The organism is Paraburkholderia sp. J12 (genome assembly GCF_905220215.1).
In the GTDB taxonomy this organism is placed as follows: Bacteria; Pseudomonadota; Gammaproteobacteria; order Burkholderiales; family Burkholderiaceae; genus Paraburkholderia.
This window is the reverse complement of sequence record NZ_CAJMZC010000001.1, coordinates 622,085-637,748: the sequence shown is the minus strand read 5'-3', so window position 1 is coordinate 637,748 and position 15,664 is coordinate 622,085. Positions and strand designations below refer to the sequence as shown.

Annotated in this window: 14 protein-coding genes and 1 pseudogene; 8 read left to right on the top strand and 7 right to left on the bottom strand. The window is 66.9% G+C overall.

All coding sequences use genetic code 11. The features are described from left to right. Positions 1-125: 125 nt before the first annotated feature. The gene (locus U5760_RS03060) at positions 126-2,660 is read left to right on the top strand and encodes a mechanosensitive ion channel domain-containing protein (protein WP_415914025.1); all 2,535 of its coding nucleotides are present in this window, start codon (positions 126-128) and stop codon (positions 2,658-2,660) included. Here the strand turns inward: U5760_RS03060 and U5760_RS03055 are convergent. Beyond that, positions 2,657-3,304 (bottom strand): cysteine dioxygenase family protein, encoded by a 648-nt coding sequence (locus U5760_RS03055; protein WP_322009510.1) that lies wholly within the window; start codon positions 3,302-3,304, stop codon positions 2,657-2,659. The two genes, U5760_RS03060 and U5760_RS03055, sit on opposite strands and share 4 nt — an antisense overlap. A 126-nt stretch (positions 3,305-3,430) precedes the next feature. Between U5760_RS03055 and U5760_RS03050 the strand changes: the two genes are divergently transcribed. Then, entirely contained in the window at positions 3,431-3,898 is a 468-nt protein-coding gene (locus U5760_RS03050) for an Lrp/AsnC family transcriptional regulator (RefSeq protein ID WP_322009509.1), read from the top strand. 76 nt (positions 3,899-3,974) lie between these two features. After that, on the top strand, positions 3,975-4,169 hold the full coding sequence (locus tag U5760_RS03045) for a hypothetical protein (protein ID WP_322009508.1): 195 nt from the start codon (positions 3,975-3,977) through the stop codon (positions 4,167-4,169). A 28-nt stretch (positions 4,170-4,197) separates the two neighbouring features. Here the strand turns inward: U5760_RS03045 and U5760_RS03040 are convergent, their stop codons facing one another. Together U5760_RS03040 and U5760_RS03035 are read right to left on the bottom strand one after the other, a co-directional pair. Further along, a complete protein-coding gene (locus tag U5760_RS03040) occupies positions 4,198-6,528 on the bottom strand; it encodes an FUSC family protein (protein ID WP_322009507.1) in 2,331 nt (776 codons plus the stop codon). A 151-nt stretch (positions 6,529-6,679) separates the two neighbouring features. Then, positions 6,680-7,321, bottom strand: a complete 642-nt coding sequence (locus U5760_RS03035) for a VC0807 family protein (protein ID WP_322009506.1) — start codon at positions 7,319-7,321, stop codon at positions 6,680-6,682. A 173-nt stretch (positions 7,322-7,494) separates the two neighbouring features. Here U5760_RS03035 and arfB point away from each other — a divergent pair, with 173 nt between their 5' ends. Beyond that, a complete protein-coding gene (gene arfB / locus U5760_RS03030; protein ID WP_322009505.1) occupies positions 7,495-7,899 on the top strand; it encodes an alternative ribosome rescue aminoacyl-tRNA hydrolase ArfB in 405 nt (134 codons plus the stop codon). 101 nt (positions 7,900-8,000) lie between these two features. Here the strand turns inward: arfB and U5760_RS03025 are convergent, their stop codons facing one another. The 3 genes from U5760_RS03025 to U5760_RS03015 all read right to left on the bottom strand — a co-directional run bounded on the left by U5760_RS03025 (position 8,001) and on the right by U5760_RS03015 (position 9,751). Continuing rightward, a complete protein-coding gene (locus tag U5760_RS03025) occupies positions 8,001-8,261 on the bottom strand; it encodes a DNA-binding protein (protein ID WP_322009504.1) in 261 nt (86 codons plus the stop codon). A 301-nt stretch (positions 8,262-8,562) separates the two neighbouring features. Then, positions 8,563-8,787, bottom strand: coding sequence for a hypothetical protein (locus U5760_RS03020; protein WP_322009503.1), 225 nt, complete (start codon positions 8,785-8,787; stop codon positions 8,563-8,565). Between the two features lie 160 nt (positions 8,788-8,947). Continuing rightward, positions 8,948-9,751: a YdcF family protein gene (locus U5760_RS03015; protein ID WP_322009502.1), complete on the bottom strand. Its 804-nt coding sequence runs from the start codon at positions 9,749-9,751 to the stop codon at positions 8,948-8,950. Between the two features lie 238 nt (positions 9,752-9,989). Here U5760_RS03015 and U5760_RS03010 point away from each other — a divergent pair, with 238 nt between their 5' ends. Beyond that, entirely contained in the window at positions 9,990-10,304 is a 315-nt protein-coding gene (locus U5760_RS03010; RefSeq protein ID WP_322009501.1) for a hypothetical protein, read from the top strand. Positions 10,305-11,175: 871 nt separating this feature from the next. Here U5760_RS03010 and U5760_RS03005 read toward each other — a convergent pair. Beyond that, positions 11,176-11,571 (bottom strand): annotated as a pseudogene (locus U5760_RS03005) (transposase); the annotation flags it as partial. Positions 11,572-12,003: 432 nt separating this feature from the next. On the opposite strand from U5760_RS03005, the gene U5760_RS03000 reads away from it, so the two are divergent. From U5760_RS03000 to scpB, 3 genes are all read left to right on the top strand, one after another. Continuing rightward, entirely contained in the window at positions 12,004-12,906 is a 903-nt protein-coding gene (locus U5760_RS03000; RefSeq protein WP_322009500.1) for a LysR family transcriptional regulator, read from the top strand. A gap of 105 nt (positions 12,907-13,011) precedes the next feature. After that, entirely contained in the window at positions 13,012-14,271 is a 1,260-nt protein-coding gene (locus U5760_RS02995; RefSeq protein WP_322009499.1) for a pyridoxal phosphate-dependent aminotransferase, read from the top strand. Positions 14,272-14,570: 299 nt separating this feature from the next. Further along, positions 14,571-15,650 carry an SMC-Scp complex subunit ScpB gene (scpB, locus tag U5760_RS02990; RefSeq protein ID WP_322009498.1) on the top strand — a complete coding sequence of 360 codons (1,080 nt, stop codon included), beginning with the start codon at positions 14,571-14,573 and terminating at the stop codon, positions 15,648-15,650. The last annotated feature ends 14 nt before the right edge of the window (positions 15,651-15,664 follow it).

The window sequence follows — 15,664 nt, the reverse complement described above, 5'->3', positions numbered from 1 at the left end:
ATACCGGCGCACGGGCGACATTCGCGCTGCTGACATTCTGCTGCTGACATTCTGTTACGCAGCCACGCCGCGCAGGCCGCTCCAGTGCGGCTAAACTGGAGCGCTCCGATTTCGCCCCTTTCGACATGAATTCATGCTCTGGACGGGACGCGACGCTCGTCCGGCCACCGTCCGCCGGACGTGGTGCGTCCGGTATTATCTCCAGCGCCGCGGCACGGCGCAGCGCACGCACGGGGCTCGATGCGGGGTCCTTGCTGCGGCGCATTGTGCTCATGCTGTTCGCATGGCTCGCGCTCTGGTGCGCGAGCGTGCCGCCCGCTGCCGCTCAAGTCGCAGCGGCCCCCGTTCTCCCCGCATTGAAGAGCCTCATTACCGGCCAGCCGGCCGCGGCTTCGGCGGCCGACGCCGCTTCCGCGCCGAGCCCGGCGAGTCAGGCCGAGTTCGCGCGCTCGCTCGACAGCGTGATCTCGACGCTCGATAACGACCGGCAGCGCAACGCCCTCCTTTCCCAGTTGAAGAAGCTGCGCGACGCTTCGCAGAACGTGGCGGCCGCACCGGCATCGGGCGCGGCGGCCACCTCGGGGCTGCTCGGCGCGATCGCGTCGGGCCTCTCCTCGGTCGAGGCCGACGCGCGTCGCGGCCCCAGCCCGCTGCATTACTGGGCCGGGCGCTTCACCGCCGCCGGCAACGAGCTCTATCTGCTCGCAATAGGCGAGGACGACGAGAGCCCGGGGCATCTCGTCCTCGACATGCTGGCGACCCTCGTGGGCTGGGGCGCCTGCGCGATCGGGCTGCGCTGGCTCGTGCGTCGCGTGCTGCGGCGCTTCTCCGTCGATACGGGCCTGCAGCCTAACCCCACCACCATCGAACTCGTCGTGTTCGCGCTTCAGCGGGTGGGGCCGTTCATCCTCGCCTTCGCGGCGGTGCTCGTCGTGGTGCGGGCGCTGCCGGAGGCGGTCGGCCGCACCATCGGGCTCGTGATTGCCTATGCGGTGGTGGCGGGCGCGGTGTTCTCGGCGATCTGTCTCATCATGTTTTCGCTGTTCGGCTCGGGGCACCGGCGCGCCGCCGTGCGCGTGCTGATTGCGCGCGGGCGCCGGCCGCTCTTCCTGATCGGCGTCTTCAGCGCGCTCGGCGACGCGGCCACCAACTACGAGGTCGCGCATCAGATCGGCGCCAATCTGGCCGCGCTCGTTTCGACGTTCGCCAACATGACCGCCGCCGTGCTCACCGCCATGGTCGCCATGACGTTCAGGCGGCCCGTCGCCCATCTGATCCGCAATCGCAGCTATCAGCTGCGCCACGATCACAAGGCGCTCACCGAAATCTTCGACGTTCTCGCCTCGCTATGGCATCTGCCGATGCTGCTGCTCGCCGTCGCGTCCATTGTCGCGACCGTGGGCGGCATCGGCAGCAGCGAGAACGTGCTGCAGATCTCGATCGTCACGGCGCTGTTGCTCGTGCTGGCCTTTTTCCTTTCCGCGATCGTGCGGCGCGTCACGCGCCCGGACATGACGCGCGTGCGCCGCCGCTCGCCCTATCTGCGCCGGCTCCTGCGCTTCGCGGGCACGCTCGTCATCGTCTTCATCTGGCTGGCCTACTTCGAATCGTGCGCGCGGCTATGGGACATTTCGCTCGCGCGCATCATCGAGGCGAGCGTGGCCGCGCGCGGCATCGCGCACGCGATTTTCGCGATCGGCGTGACGGTGTTCCTCGCGTGGCTCGTGTGGATCGTGCTCGATACGGCGATACTCGAAGCGCTCAATCCCAGCGGCCCGCGCACCAAGGGCCGCGCGCCCAGCACGCGCGCGCGCACCATGCTGCCGCTCGTGCGCAACGCGGTCCTCGTGACGATCCTCACGATCGCGGGGATCGTCACGGCGGCGAACCTCGGCATCAACGTGACGCCGCTGCTCGCGGGCGCGGGCGTGATCGGTCTCGCGATCGGCTTTGGCGCGCAATCGCTCGTGAGCGATCTCATCACGGGGCTCTTCATCATCATCGAAGAAACCATCTCGGTGGGCGACTGGATCGATCTCGACAACGGCCACGCGGGCACGGTCGAACATCTGTCGATTCGCACCGTGCGCCTGCGCGACGGGCAGGGCGCCATCCACGCGATTCCCTTCTCGCAGATCAAGATCGTGAAGAACCTCTCGCGCGATTTTGCCTACGCGGTGTTCGAAGTGCGCGTGCCGTTCTCGGTCGAGCTCGATACGGTCACGCGGCTGATACGCGAAGTGGGCGCGGAACTGGTGGCCGATTTCCGCTACCGCCGCGAGATTCTCGGACCCGTGGAAGTGTGGGGACTCGACCGCTTCGAGCCGAACTGGATGGTGGTCAAAGGCCAGATCAAGACGCGGCCGCTTCAGCAGTGGAGCGTGGCGCGCGCGTTCAATGCGCGGCTGAAGCATCGCATGGACGAAGCGGGCATCGAAATGCCGGTGCCGCAGATGCAGGTGCACATGTCGCCGCGTGGGGAGGATGCGGTGCCGCCGGAGGAGCATTCCGGGCCTCATGCGGCGCCGCACGCGGCCGTGCAACCCGGCGCGACGCGCGACGCGTCGCACGAGCCGCGTCCGGCGCCGCCGCCTACGGGCAGTCCGGACGGCGCGCCGCCGCAAATTCCCACGGCCGGCGGGGCCGGTAGCCGCGGCTAAGGGCGCGCTGCGAGGGGCATGGCGTGCCCTCCGGCGTGCGCCGCTATGGGCAAGAGCGGCAGCACGTCGTTTACGTCAGTGGCCATCCGCGCGGCGCTCACGCCGTAGATATGCAGCGAAACGGCCGCCGCGCCGCTCTCGTTCGCGAGCCGGTGGATGCCGTGCCGCCCGCGTCCGCCGAACGAGACGGCACCCGGGGCGCGCGGATGGGCGCGTAGCGCGACCGCGCCTGCGCGCGCCTCGTCCCACGTATAGATCGTCTCCGTCAACGTTCCTTCGAGCACCGCGTAGCCACACCAGGTGTGGTGCGCGTGCACCGGGCTGGCCTGGCCCGGTTGCCAGACGAGCGCCGCGACCGCATAGCGCGCCTCGGGATCGTCGAGGATCAGATGGCGGCGATACGTCGTCTCGCAGCCTTCGCGCTCGGCCGCCGTCACGAGGGCGCAATCGGCCAGCGCCTTACCTAGCGAGGCGCGCAGCGCTTGGGCGAAGCGTGTGCAGCGCGACGGGTCGGCCGGCGTGGTGCAGGCAGCGAAGGCAGCGTCGAGCGCCGCGCGCAGGCGCGCCACGGCCGCCTCATGGCCTCCGGCGGCGTGCGCGGTCGGGTCGGCGCGAAAGAAAGCGGGCTCGGCGGGGAAGTTCATCGCGGGTCGGATTCGGGGATTCGGATGAACTCATTTATACCGGCTTGCGTCGAGAAAGAGTTTCCATATAATTTTCCCTTGCAGGCTCTGGATAGAATAAATTTCTACATGTGGGGAAGAGCGGAAATGGATATCATCGACAGAAAGCTCGTCGAGCTGTTGCAGCAGGACGTCACGATGCCGGTTGCCGAACTGGCGCAGCGTGTGAATCTCTCGCAAACGCCATGCTGGAAGCGCGTGCAGCGGCTCAAGGAAACCGGCGTGATTCGCGCGCAGGTGGCGCTGTGCGACCCGAAGAAGCTGGGGGTGGGGACGACCGTGTTCGTCGCGGTGCGCACGAACCAGCACACCGAGGCCTGGGCGCAGAGCTTCACGCGCGCGATCCAGGACATCCCCGAGATCGTGGAGGCCTATCGCATGAGCGGCGAAACCGACTATCTGCTGCGCGTGGTCGTCTCCGATATCGACGACTACGACCGGGTGTACAAGCAACTGATACGCGCGGTGCCGCTCTTCGACGTGAGTTCGAGCTTTGCGATGGAGCAGCTCAAGTATTCGACGGCGCTGCCGGTGCGGGCCGTGCGCGCCGAGTGATGCCGCCGCCGTGCAAGCTGCCTGCAAGGCCCCGGGGCGTAAAATGTCCGCTTACTTCCTCTCAAACCGGCGAGCCATGAACGATCCGCGCAAGAAGAATCCCACCTTTGGCCTTGGCGTGTTCATCGTGGTGGTGGTGCTCTTCGTGATCTTCACCTTGCTCTTCAACGCGATCCGCAGCAAGCGCGAGTACGACGAGGCCAATCCGGCTCCGCCGGCCAGTGCGGCGGCGAGTTCAGCGGCCTCGCCCCCGGCGGGTTCGGGCCAGTAACGCGCCTCTTTCGACACGGCCCGCAGGCTCAAGCCTGCGGCAGCCGGATCACGCCGGCGTCCTTGCGGATGAGCCAGGACGCCGCGACCATCTGCTTGCACTGGTGCGCAAGCAGCTTCAGTTCCTGCGCGAACTCGGCGGACGGCCCGAGCGCACGTTCGGCTTCTACGACCATCGTGTCCAGATCGCGCGTGAGGCGCTTCGTCATCTCGATCTGATCGGCGGGTGCGGGCGTGCCGGCTTCCGCGGCGATGAGGTTGTCGTGCACGCAGGTCATGGCCCGTTCGAGCGCGTCCAGCGCGACGGTCTGGCCGGGCCGGGCGGCCGCGCGCAGGAGCGGGGCCGCCGCCGTGATCTGCGAAGCGAGCTCGTGGCTGCGGACCAGCAGATCGTTGAGCTCTGCGACGAACTTCTGTGCCGACTTCGGCTCCAGCATCATGCGCTGGAAGGCCTGGCCCAGGTTCGCGAAGGCCACGTGCACGTCCTTGCGCGCGAGGCGATAGCGGAAGTCGGTGGGCGGTGCTGCGCTGCCTTGTGCGCCTGTTTTCGCGCCCACCGCGGCAACGGGCTGGCCCGGTGCAAGGCCGGGCGTGGCGGGTTCGGTCGCCGGCGCGCCCGCGAACGCGGGCTGCGGCTGCGCGGCGCGGGCCGCGAATCCCCAGCTCGCTTCGAGATATTTGCGCGTCGCGGCGATCATGTCGTTCACGAGCTTGCCCATCAGCCGGTATTCCCAGTACGGGAACAGATGGCTCGCGCCGATGGCGATCATGCAGCCCACCACGGTGTCGATGGCGCGCTCGCCGATGATGCGCATGCCGCCCGGTGCGAGCAGGTGGAACATCAGAAGCACATACGCCGAGGTGAACACCACGCTCGCCGTGTAGTTGAAGAGCAGCAGGCTGTAGCTCATCACCATCGCCGCGAACATCGAAACGAGCAGTACGAGCGGCTGCTTCACGATGAGGATCAGCGCGACGCTCGCCGCGCAGCCGATCAGCGTGCCGACGATACGCTGCGCGTTGCGCTGGCGCGTGAGCGAATAGCCGGGCTTCAGGATGATGATGCTCGTCATCACGATCCAGTAGGCGTTGGTGAGCGGCAAGAGGCGCCCGAGCCAGAAGCCCACGGCCACCGCGATCGTCACGCGCAGCGCGTGGCGAAAGCTCGGCGAGGCCATCGTGAGGTTCGAGAAGATCTGCAGATACGGCACGCGGCGGTTCGTGACGAAGCGCTGCAGGGCTTCGTCGAGGCGCAGCTCGGTTTCGGTAGGCGGCACCTCGCTCGTGAGGCTGCGGCGCATGCGGTCGATCAGGCGCGTGGCGCTCCAGATGCGCCTGAATGATGCCGAGATGGCCGCATAGGCCTCGGGGTCGGTGCGGGCGAGGTCGCGCTTCTTGAGCAGTTCGAGTTCGTACTCGATCGCGCGCAGCTCGGCCTTGACGTTCACGCTCGTGCGCGGCGGCTCGTTCTGCAGCACGGCGAGGCCGATGTCTTCGAGATCGGCGGCGGCCTTGCGGATCAGGTCGCGGTAGAAGATCAGCAGATCGGAGCCGCCGAACGTATTGCGCACGAGCGGGTAGTCCGTGTGCGCTCCCACGAAGAGTTCGTGCAGATCGACCGTGTTGATGAACAGGTTGAAGTGCGTCGCGCGTTTGGGATCGAGCTTGCCGCGCCTGAACTTCGGCAGGTTGCGCAGCACGATGTCGCGCGCGGCGTCCTGGCGCTCCACCGCGGCAATCTGCCTGGCGACGAGGTTGCGATAGCACTCGTCGAGATCGTTGTCGAGGTCGTAGAACTGGGCGCGCGCAAGCAGGTAGTCGGCGCAGGCGAACACGCTCTCCGCGATGGCCTGCTGCTCGATGCGGTCCAGCATGAGCTGGCTCACGAGCGTGGACCAGCCGGTGTACCAGAGCCCGCCCAGCAGGATCCACAGGGCGTTGATGAGCGCCTGGTGCGGCGTGAAGTGGTCCTCCAGCGTCATCACCATCATGAAGAGCGTGGCGAAGCTGATCTGCGGCCAGCGGTTGCCGTACACCACGATCAGCGAGAGCACGAAGGTGAGCGGCACGACGGTGGCCCAAAGCGCGACGGGATTCACGGTCGCGAGGCCGGTGGCGTAGGCGGCGAGAAAGCCGATCACGCTGCACGCAAGCATCTCGTTGCGCTTGTACTTCAGCGGGCCGGGCATATCGACCACGCAGGCGCCGAGCGCACCGGTGGAGATGGTGAAGCCGAGATCGCTCTTGTCGAAGACGAACAGGCACAGTACGGCGGGAAGCGAAATGCCGACCGCGATGCGCAGTCCGCCGTAAAAGTACTGGCTATAGAGGAATTTGCGGATTTCTACCGAATAGCGCATCGACTGCCGGTGGGGTTGCGAAAGCGGACGGTGCGCCGCGGAATGGCGGTGAGTCTAACTGATTTCGCCGGCGTTCTGAGCGCCTGTGTCTGCCTTGCGGGTGCCGGTGTGCGCCGGTCGAATGGGGGTGAAGGGGCGGCGCGCGCGAATCTCAGGCCGTCGGGTCGCCCAGCAGCCCGTGGGTGCCGCGGATGCGCCGCATGCGCGTGCGATACCAGAAGGTCCAGGCGAGGAGGCCGCCGAATAAGCCGTAGCCGAGGATCGGCGAGACGACGAGGAAGCGCTCGATCGGCCAGGTGGCGGCGAGCCAGGTGCGCAGCGCCGCGTCGGCGGTCAGGCCGAATCCCCAGACGGCGGTGAGCATGCGCATGGCGGAGGCGAACTCGCGGCGCTCGGCCCAGAGCATCTCGAAGCGCGCGACGCCTTCGGGTGTTTCGCGCGCGACGGTCGCGCGCGCGAGGTAGAACACGAGCGGGCGGCGCGCGAGCAGCGAGGCGAGGAAGGTGACGCCGATCGCGCCCGAGGCGAGGCATTCGCGCATCAGCAGCACGCGCGGGCCGCCGCCGAACGCCATGGCAAGCAGCGAGAGGACGATGCCGAGCAGCACGATGGCGGCGAGCGCATCGATGCGCCGAAAGCGCACGAGCTCGACGATGCTCCAGGCAACCGGCGGAATCGCCGATGCGATCAGGCCGCCCACTTCGCCGTAATGTGGAAGGGCGAGGCGGTATGCGACCCAGGGCAGGAGCAGGTTGACCGCCAGTTCGGCGACGAATGCCGGGCGCAGCTTCATGGCAAGAGGATGAGCGTCGTGATGGTCGAAGTATGGCCGAACGGTGACGGATCGGCAAACCGTGTTCCCGCGGCGGGGAATGTATCGAGCCATGGATCCAGCAACGCGCGTGCCCGGCTGCGTGCGGCTGTGCGACACTCGCGGGTGATCCGCCCCATGTCCCCCCCGTTGCCATGACACTCCGCTACGCCGTCGCCCCGCATGAAGTCGAACTGGTCGCCGTACGCTCGCAAGGCGCCGGTGGCCAGAACGTCAACAAGGTGTCGAGTGCGATCCATTTGCGCTTCGATATCCGCGCCTCCTCGTTGCCCGAGGTGCTCAAGATGCGCCTGCTCGCGTTGTCCGACCGGCGGATTACGAGCGAGGGCGTGGTCGTGATCAAGTCACAGGAGTACCGGACGCAGGAGCAGAACCGGGTTGCGGCGCTGGCGCGGCTCGACGAACTGATTGCGAGCGTGAGCGTGACGCGCAAGGCGCGTGTGCCGACCCGGCCGACGCGTGCTTCGAAGTTGCGGCGTCTCGACGGCAAGGCGCGTCATGGCGAGGTGAAGGCGGGGCGCCGGCGGGTGGCGGAGTGAGGAGGCTGTGAGGGAGCCGGCGCGCCGGCAGCGCGCCTTGTCTCCCGCGCCGCGCGAGGGCGGCCACAATGTGCCGCCCGGTGCGTGGCTCAGTGCGTCACTCAGTGCGTCGTATCGGGCACGTCGAGAATCAGGATGATGGTCCAGTCGGCATCGCCTTCGTGGTGGTACTGGCGCTCCGCGACGATGAACGGTTGCTGCTTGCCCTCGGGTCCGAGGAACAGCACGTCACCCTCCATGGGCAGGCATTCGACGGGGGGCAGGGCAAGGAAGGCGTCCTGCTTGCCGCCGCGCGGCATCAATTTTTCGATCTTGCGGGATGCCGCTTCCGTCCATTCGATATCGAGCTGAATGTTGCTCATTCTGTTCTCCGCGCGAGGGGCGCACCGTTACTGGGTCAATGGCTGGGTCAATTCGAGGTGCGCGACTTTAGCATACCGCGCGCGGGCCGTTCCCGACCTGCCGTACAGAACCTCGTTCAGCGTGCACCGGCCATCTGGCAATAAAAAAGCCGATGCCGGTTGTCCGGGCATCGGCTTGATCGTCTTCGCGGCCTGAGCGCTGCAAAGGCGCGCTGCTAAAGCGTGCTGCCAGCGCGCACCGCGAATTGAGCCGCGAATTGAGCTGCCAAGTGGCCGCAAAGTGAACGTTAAGCGCGCCGCCTTACTGAACCGGCTTCTTGTGGTGATGCGGCTTGCCGTGTTCCTTCATCATGTGCATGGGGGCCGGGGCGGCCTCTTGCCGTGCCTGAAGGTCTTGTGCGCGTTGTTCGATATCTGCGGCCTTTTGCGGATCGGTGCTCATCGTGATGCCGTTTTCGTCCTGTGCATAGGCGGCTCCCGTCAGGGCAGAAAGCGAAATCAGGACTGCGAGGGACACTTTTTTCATCACTATCTCCGTGGAAGCGGTTTATGGACCCAGCCGGTGCCTGGCGAGGCGGAATGGCCATGCCATTCTAATGAGCAAATATACGCTCCAGATGACATCGCGTAATTCTGGATGCGCACCGTTACATCTTGTTACGCCTCGATGTCGCAAAACGACGACGTCAGAACCAGCCGATCATGCGATAGACATGAAACTGCGCGATACCAATAAGCTCGTGCAGCGCCGTTTGCGCGCTCTCGAGATTGACGAGACGCGGCGCCCAGCCGGTGACCGCACGGCGCATGCCGGCAACGACCGGCACCGGGTCGGCGCCGAAGCGCCGGAAGTCGAGCAGCGCGCGCGGCATGTGATAGGCCGAGGTCACGAGCAGGAGGGTGTCGCCGGTGCTGCCGGCGCCGCTCGTGTCGCCCGTGCCGGCCAGGCCGGGCGCAAGGAGCCGGGTCACGTTGCGGGCGTTTTGCCACGTGGTCAGGCTCGTGTTTTCCAGCACGAGGTCGGCCGGTGCGACGCCGGCACGCAGAAGATACGGTGCGTAGGTATCGGCTTCGGTGGCGGCGTGATGCTCGGGGTTGCCGCCGCTCACGATCACGCGGCAAACGCCGTCCGCGCGTGCTTCTGCTTTTACCTTGGCTTCCCGGCAACGGTGGTAAAGCGAAGCGGCCGTCGCGAGCCGCGCATACACGTCGCGCCGCGGCACCAGCACGCCTGCGTCGTTCACGTGCGTGCCGCCTCCCAACACCACGATGGTCGTGTGCGTGCCGAAGTACCTGACGGGTAGCGGCTTCGCCGGGTCATAGGGAGTGCGATACATCGGAGGCTGGGCGAAATCGAGCAGCGGACCGGTGAGCCAGCCGGACGCCAGTAGCCAGAAGAGCACGATGCCCGCGACGGCGACGAATGCACGCCCCCGCCGCCACACGGCGAAGAGGAGCAGAAAAGCGGCGAGGAAAACGAATAAAATCAATTTGAATGAGGTAACGTATCATTTCCGGGAAAAGCACCTGCGCCCATGCGTCGCGAGCGTGGCGCCGCGCAGTCGTGCCGGAAGCGTCCTTGACGCTTTCTCGGGGACCCGGACAACCTCGCGGTCCCGTCTGTTTGCTCTGGCGGGGCGCGCGCATCGACGGTCGGCAGCGGCAGGCCGCCCTTTCCGTTTGGGGCGCACGCATCGCTGGATGGCTGCATTTTAAGAAAGAAGTGAGATGACCACGTATTCCAACGAAGCAGTGCTCGAAGCGTTGCGGCGGGTGCAGTATCGGCAGGTCCCGTGGGCGCGGCGTCCCGAAGTCTTTCAATATCTTCGCGATCTTGGCCTGATGGAGACGGTGCGGCAGCGCACCGTGGCACCTGCGCCCGGTTTCCACGCCCCTGTCGATATCGCTGTGCTCACCGATCTCGGCCGCGCCGAATTTGCGCGTCTTGCGCGCGACGAGCGCTCGCTCCAATGGCCTGCACACCGCGTCGCCGGCTATTCGGCGCGGGGTGTGCCGCAAGCCGGCGTTGCCGCCCGCCAGTAGACGCTAATAGACCGTTGCGGCTGTGACGCGGCGCATCGCATGCGCCGCGCCGGCGCGGTCTTTGGCCGTGCTTCGATCCGCGTGCGCCAAAAAAAAGCCCGTATCGGACGATACGGGCTTACCGGAATTACTGCTGCCACGCTGTGCTTAATGGCTTTGAGTAGACCTCGGCCAAGGGGCCGGGGTTCCCGCGAAGTGCCCGCGAAACGATGAGGGTTTACATCGACGTCGAGGGGTTCACCCGCGCCCGGGCATGGCTGGGGCAAGCCTGGTTGGCGAATTTAGTGGCGCGGCGGCGCTGGCGGTTCCGGTCGCGGTGGGGGTGGGCGCTGGCGCGCATTGTCGGCGATGTCGGCGCGCAGATCGCCGCGTGGCACCGCGGGACTGGGGCCGCCTCGCAGATGGGCGCCCGTGGGCGGCCAGCCGCCGGCACGCGGAGCGTTCCAGCCTCCGCCGTCAGGGCGTTGAGGCTGGGCTGCGGCATTGGCCGGCACGAGCGCCGCGGCCAGCGCGGCGACAACGGCACAGGAGAGGGCGAGGGTGGACAGTGAAGCCATGCTGCCCCGGATGAGCGGTCTCACGGATTGCATGACGGTCTCCCGTCAAACCGGGTTCTCGGCGTTTGTAGACATGGGTCTACCGTAACGCCGGCAGCGAAAGGAAGCTGTAAATATTGGTAAATAGATGTTTCGCCTGCCTCTCGACCGGGGAAGGCGGCGGCGGAGTGCACGACTCTCAGAGGAGTCCAGCAGCACCAGAAGAGGGCGGCTCTGCCCGCAAAGGCACGGGTTGCATCGGCGCCGCGAGAGAAGTCAGGCGTGGCCGGGCACGCGTGGCGCCCGGCCGGAGACAGCTCGAAGGCCGGTGCTCAGGCCATCTTGACCGGGGCGCGCCACGACTCCGGGTTGGTCCAGAACGCACCGCGCAGGCGGTCCCGGCTCGGCGGTGCCGGCGGCTTGGTCGCTGTTGCACCGATCCGGCCGCGCAGCGAAATCTCGCGGCCGCTCGTGCCAAGGCGCTTCACGATTTCGGCGAGGGTGCCGTCAGCCTGCCACTCGTCGAAGCGGCGGCGGCAGGTCGGCGGCGAGGGATAGCGGCCCGGCAGCTTGGACCAGCCTTCTCCCGTCGACAGGACCCACAGCACGGCGTTGACCACAGCACGCGCTTCGACGCGAGGCCGTCCGCGCCGCTCGCTCCGTGCGGGTTCCGCACAGAACAACGCCTCGACCAGCGCCCATTCGTTGTCTCTCAAATCGTCGAACAGCATCATGTCATTCACCTCAGCGAAGCTATCTCCGGTGCGCTGCCCCGCGCTGCGCACTCTTCATGGACTCCCGTCCGGAGGGCGGGGTACCAGGCGGGATCTCGAGGCGGGCCGGTTGTGTATCGTTTCCGGACCGTCCGCCGATCCTGTGCATGCCCTTATGCGAGAAGCGTGCCAACTCGTACGCTTTCGTCTCGGAGCCGCGTGGCATCAAGCCCGCGCGGGTGCTTGCCAGGGGCGTATTCGACTCGAAAACGCATGTCCCGGAAATCGGGAGAATCACCAATCTTGTGCAATCAGGCCCGCCAGGCGTGCGTTTGCGCCGTATTGCTGCACTGCGGCGAATAATCGGCGCCACGGTTCACTGCCGCGCAACGATTTGAGCGATAACTGGCATAAAATCGCATGAAAAATCCTGATTGATGAGTTCGAGCGATGAATGTGACGCTGCGGCAGTTGCGGGTGTTTATCGAGGTGGCGCGCCTCGCGAGCTTCAGCCGCGCGGGCGACCAGATCGGGCTCACCCAGTCGGCGGTGAGCCGCTGCGTGCGCGAGCTGGAGGCGGAGATCGGCGTGCGCCTCGTCGACCGGACGACGCGCGAGGTGCAGCTGACGGACGTCGGCGCCAATCTGATCGCGAGTATTTCGCGCCTGATCAGCGATCTCGACGATGCCCTGCGCGAGATACGCGAGATCGGCGAGCAGCGGCGCGGGCGTGTGGTGGTGGCGGCGAGCCCGACCGTCGCCTGCCGCCTGATGCCCCAAGTGGTGGCCGACTGCGGCCGGCAATTTCCCTACGTCACGCTCGGACTGCGCGACGACGTGCAGAGCGACGTCGTGCACAAGGTGCGCTCCGGCGAGGTCGATTTCGGCGTGATCATCGGGCCCTTTGCGGCGGACGACCTCGAAACCGAGGCGCTCACGACCGACTCGTTCTGCGTGGTGGTGCGCCGCGATCACGCACTGGCGCGGCGCGAGCAGGTGGGCTGGCGCGAGCTCGACGGCGAGCGGCTCGTCATGCTCGATTACGCGTCGGGCAGCCGGCCGCTGATCGACGCGGTGATGAGCGAGCACGGCGTGCGGGCGCCCGTGGTGCAAGAGCTCGGCCATTCGGCCACGGTGTTCGGGCTCGTGGAGGCGGGCGTGGGGATCAGCGTGCTGCCCTGGCTCGCGCTGCCGGTGCCGGCGGGGTCGTCGCTCGTGGCGCGCGCGCTGTTGCCGCGCGCGAAACGCACCGTCGAGCTGGTGCGGCGCCGCGATCGCTCGCTATCGCCCGCCGCGGAGGCCGTCTGGGCGTTGATCCGGCAGGTCGGCAGCCATCCCGAGGAACTCGGCTAGAGCGGGGCTTCGGTTGGCTGCGGTTTTAGCTTCGGTTGTGAGCTTCGGCTTCGTCTGTGTGGTGCGCGCGCTACACTGCGGTTTTTCACCCTTGCCCGATTCACGATGACTCACGCCGACCCACTCTCGCCCGGCATGCCCATGCCGCCCGTGCCCGACTTGCCGAACGCGCGCGAGGCCGTGCGCGCGCTGCGTTCGTCGCAGATACGCGAGGTCGCGAATGCGGGTTTCGGCGTGCCGGATGTGCTGCCGTTCTGGTTCGGCGAGTCGGATCGCGTGACGCCGCCTTTCATCCGCGAGGCGGCCGCCGAGGCGCTCGGGCGCGGCGACACCTTCTACACGCACAATCTCGGCATCGCGCCGTTGCGCGAGGCGCTTGCGCGCTACGTGAGCGACTTGCACGGAGCGACGCCGGCGGACAACGTGGCGGTGACGAGCGCCGGCGTGAACGCGCTGATGCTCGCCGCGCAACTGGTGACGGGCGCGGGCGACCGCGCCGTGGCGGTGACGCCGCTGTGGCCGAATCTCGTCGAGATTCCGAAGATTCTCGGCGCCACGGTCGAGACCGTGCCGCTCGTTTACGGCGAACGGGGCTGGGCGCTCGACCTCGAACGCCTGCTCGCCGCGCTGAAGCCGGGCACGAAGCTCCTCATGATCAATTCGCCGAACAATCCGACCGGCTGGGTCATGACGCGCGAGGAGCAGCGCGCGGTGCTCGATCACTGCCGGCGCCACGGCATCTGGATCGTGGCAGACGAGGTGTACGAACGTCTTTATTACGCAGACGATTGCGCCGGCGAGGGCGTAAGTGGGCGTGAAGCGGGCGGCCGGACGGCGCCGTCCTTCCTCGATCTCGCCTCACGCGACGAGCGCCTGATTTGCGTCAATTCTTTCTCGAAAGCCTGGCTGATGACGGGCTGGCGGCTGGGCTGGATGGTTGCGCCGCGCGCGCTGATGGACGATCTCGGCAAGCTGGTGGAGTACAACACCTCGTGTGCGCCGTCGTTCGTGCAGCAGGCCGGGATCGCTGCCGTCGAGCACGGCGAGCCGTTCACGCGCGCGCTCGTCGCGGATCTGCGGGCTTCGCGCGACCATCTGGCGGCGGCGCTCGCGCGCCTGCCGGGCGTCGACGTCAAAGTGCCGCATGGCGCGATGTACCTGTTTTTCCGGCTTCCCGGCGCACAGAACAGCCTCGAACTCTGCAAGGCGCTCGTGCGCGACGCGGGCCTCGGGCTCGCACCCGGCAGCGCTTTCGGCCCCGAGGGCGAGGGTTTCGTGCGCTGGTGTTACGCGTGCGACCCCGCACGGCTCGACGCCGGCGTGGAACGCCTGGCGGGCTATCTGGAGGCACGCGCGGGCCGCTGAACGCACGCGCCATGCTCGCCGCATGAGTCGGGCGGTGGCGTTCGGCGTGCGCCGGGCGGGCGTCTTTACGCACCCGTGGTTTTTGCGTAATATGGCGCTCAGTCACGCGATTCCCTGCGGGAATTTCGCTGCTCCGTCCGGCTGGGTCTGGCTCGATTGCCTGTTTGCCTGTATTGCGGCCCCCCGGTGCGTGCTCCCATCAATATGACCGATCAGAATCGGGCGAGCGCGTCTCCAGTTCCATATCGTCTCTGTCTGATCCGGTTCCTTGAACCCGACTTAAGGTCTGACCTGGCTGCATGAATACCCAAGAGGCGAAGATCGTCCTCGAGACTGCATTGATCTGCACGCAGGAGCCGCTGAAAATCGGCGAGCTGCGCAAACTGTTCGCCGACGACATTTCGGCCGACACGGTCCGCCACCTGCTCGAAGACCTGAAGGAAGAATGGTCCGGGCGCGGCGTGGAACTGGTGGGCCTCGCGTCCGGCTGGCGCTTCCAGAGCAAACCCGCGATGCGGACCTATCTGGACCGCCTGCACCCCGAAAAGCCGCCGCGTTATTCGCGCGCGGTGCTCGAAACGCTTGCGATCATCGCGTACCGGCAGCCGGTCACGCGGGGCGATATCGAGGAAATTCGCGGCGTCACGGTCAACACGCAGGTCGTCAAGCAGCTCGAGGATCGCAACTGGATCGAAGTGATCGGTCATCGCGACGTGCCGGGCCGCCCGGCGCTGTATGCGACGACGCGGCATTTTCTCGATGATCTCGGACTGAAGGCGCTCGACGAGCTGCCGCCGCTCGACGACCCGTCGGCGCAGATCGGCGAGCAGTTGCTCGCACAGCACGCCATCGAGTTTCCGGAGAGCGAAGCGGCGCAATTGTTCGCGGCGGGTCTGGGCGGCGAAGCGCCGTCTGCAGACCCGGTTGCGGACGATGTTGCCGAGGCAGATGAAGCGCAGGTGCCCGAGGCTGCCGAAGCGGCATCTGATCCAGATGCCGGGGAGTCGGCTGCACCGTCTCAGATCGAAGCGGTGCAAGAGGCTCAGTCGGATCAGGTGGCTCATGAAGTCGATGAGCCCGCCGAAGCCGGCGTGACGGACTCGGCAGACGCTCTCGAAACCGCGCAGCCCGAAGTCACGACTGAGGCTCATGCTGTGCAGCACGACAGTATCGCAGCCGACGAACACGGGGCCGGCGAAAGTGGCGAGAGGCGCGGCGAAAGCGCAGTCAACCAGGACGAGGCGCGCGCCGCAAGCATTGCAGGCGCGAAGCCGCAACCCGAAGCACGCGAGGCGGCCCCTCGCGCCGGGCAGAACGAGCTCGCCGCGCAGAAGGCGTATTGGCCGTACCCGGTCGCCACGCCCGAAAGCGATAGCTGAAACGAACACGAACG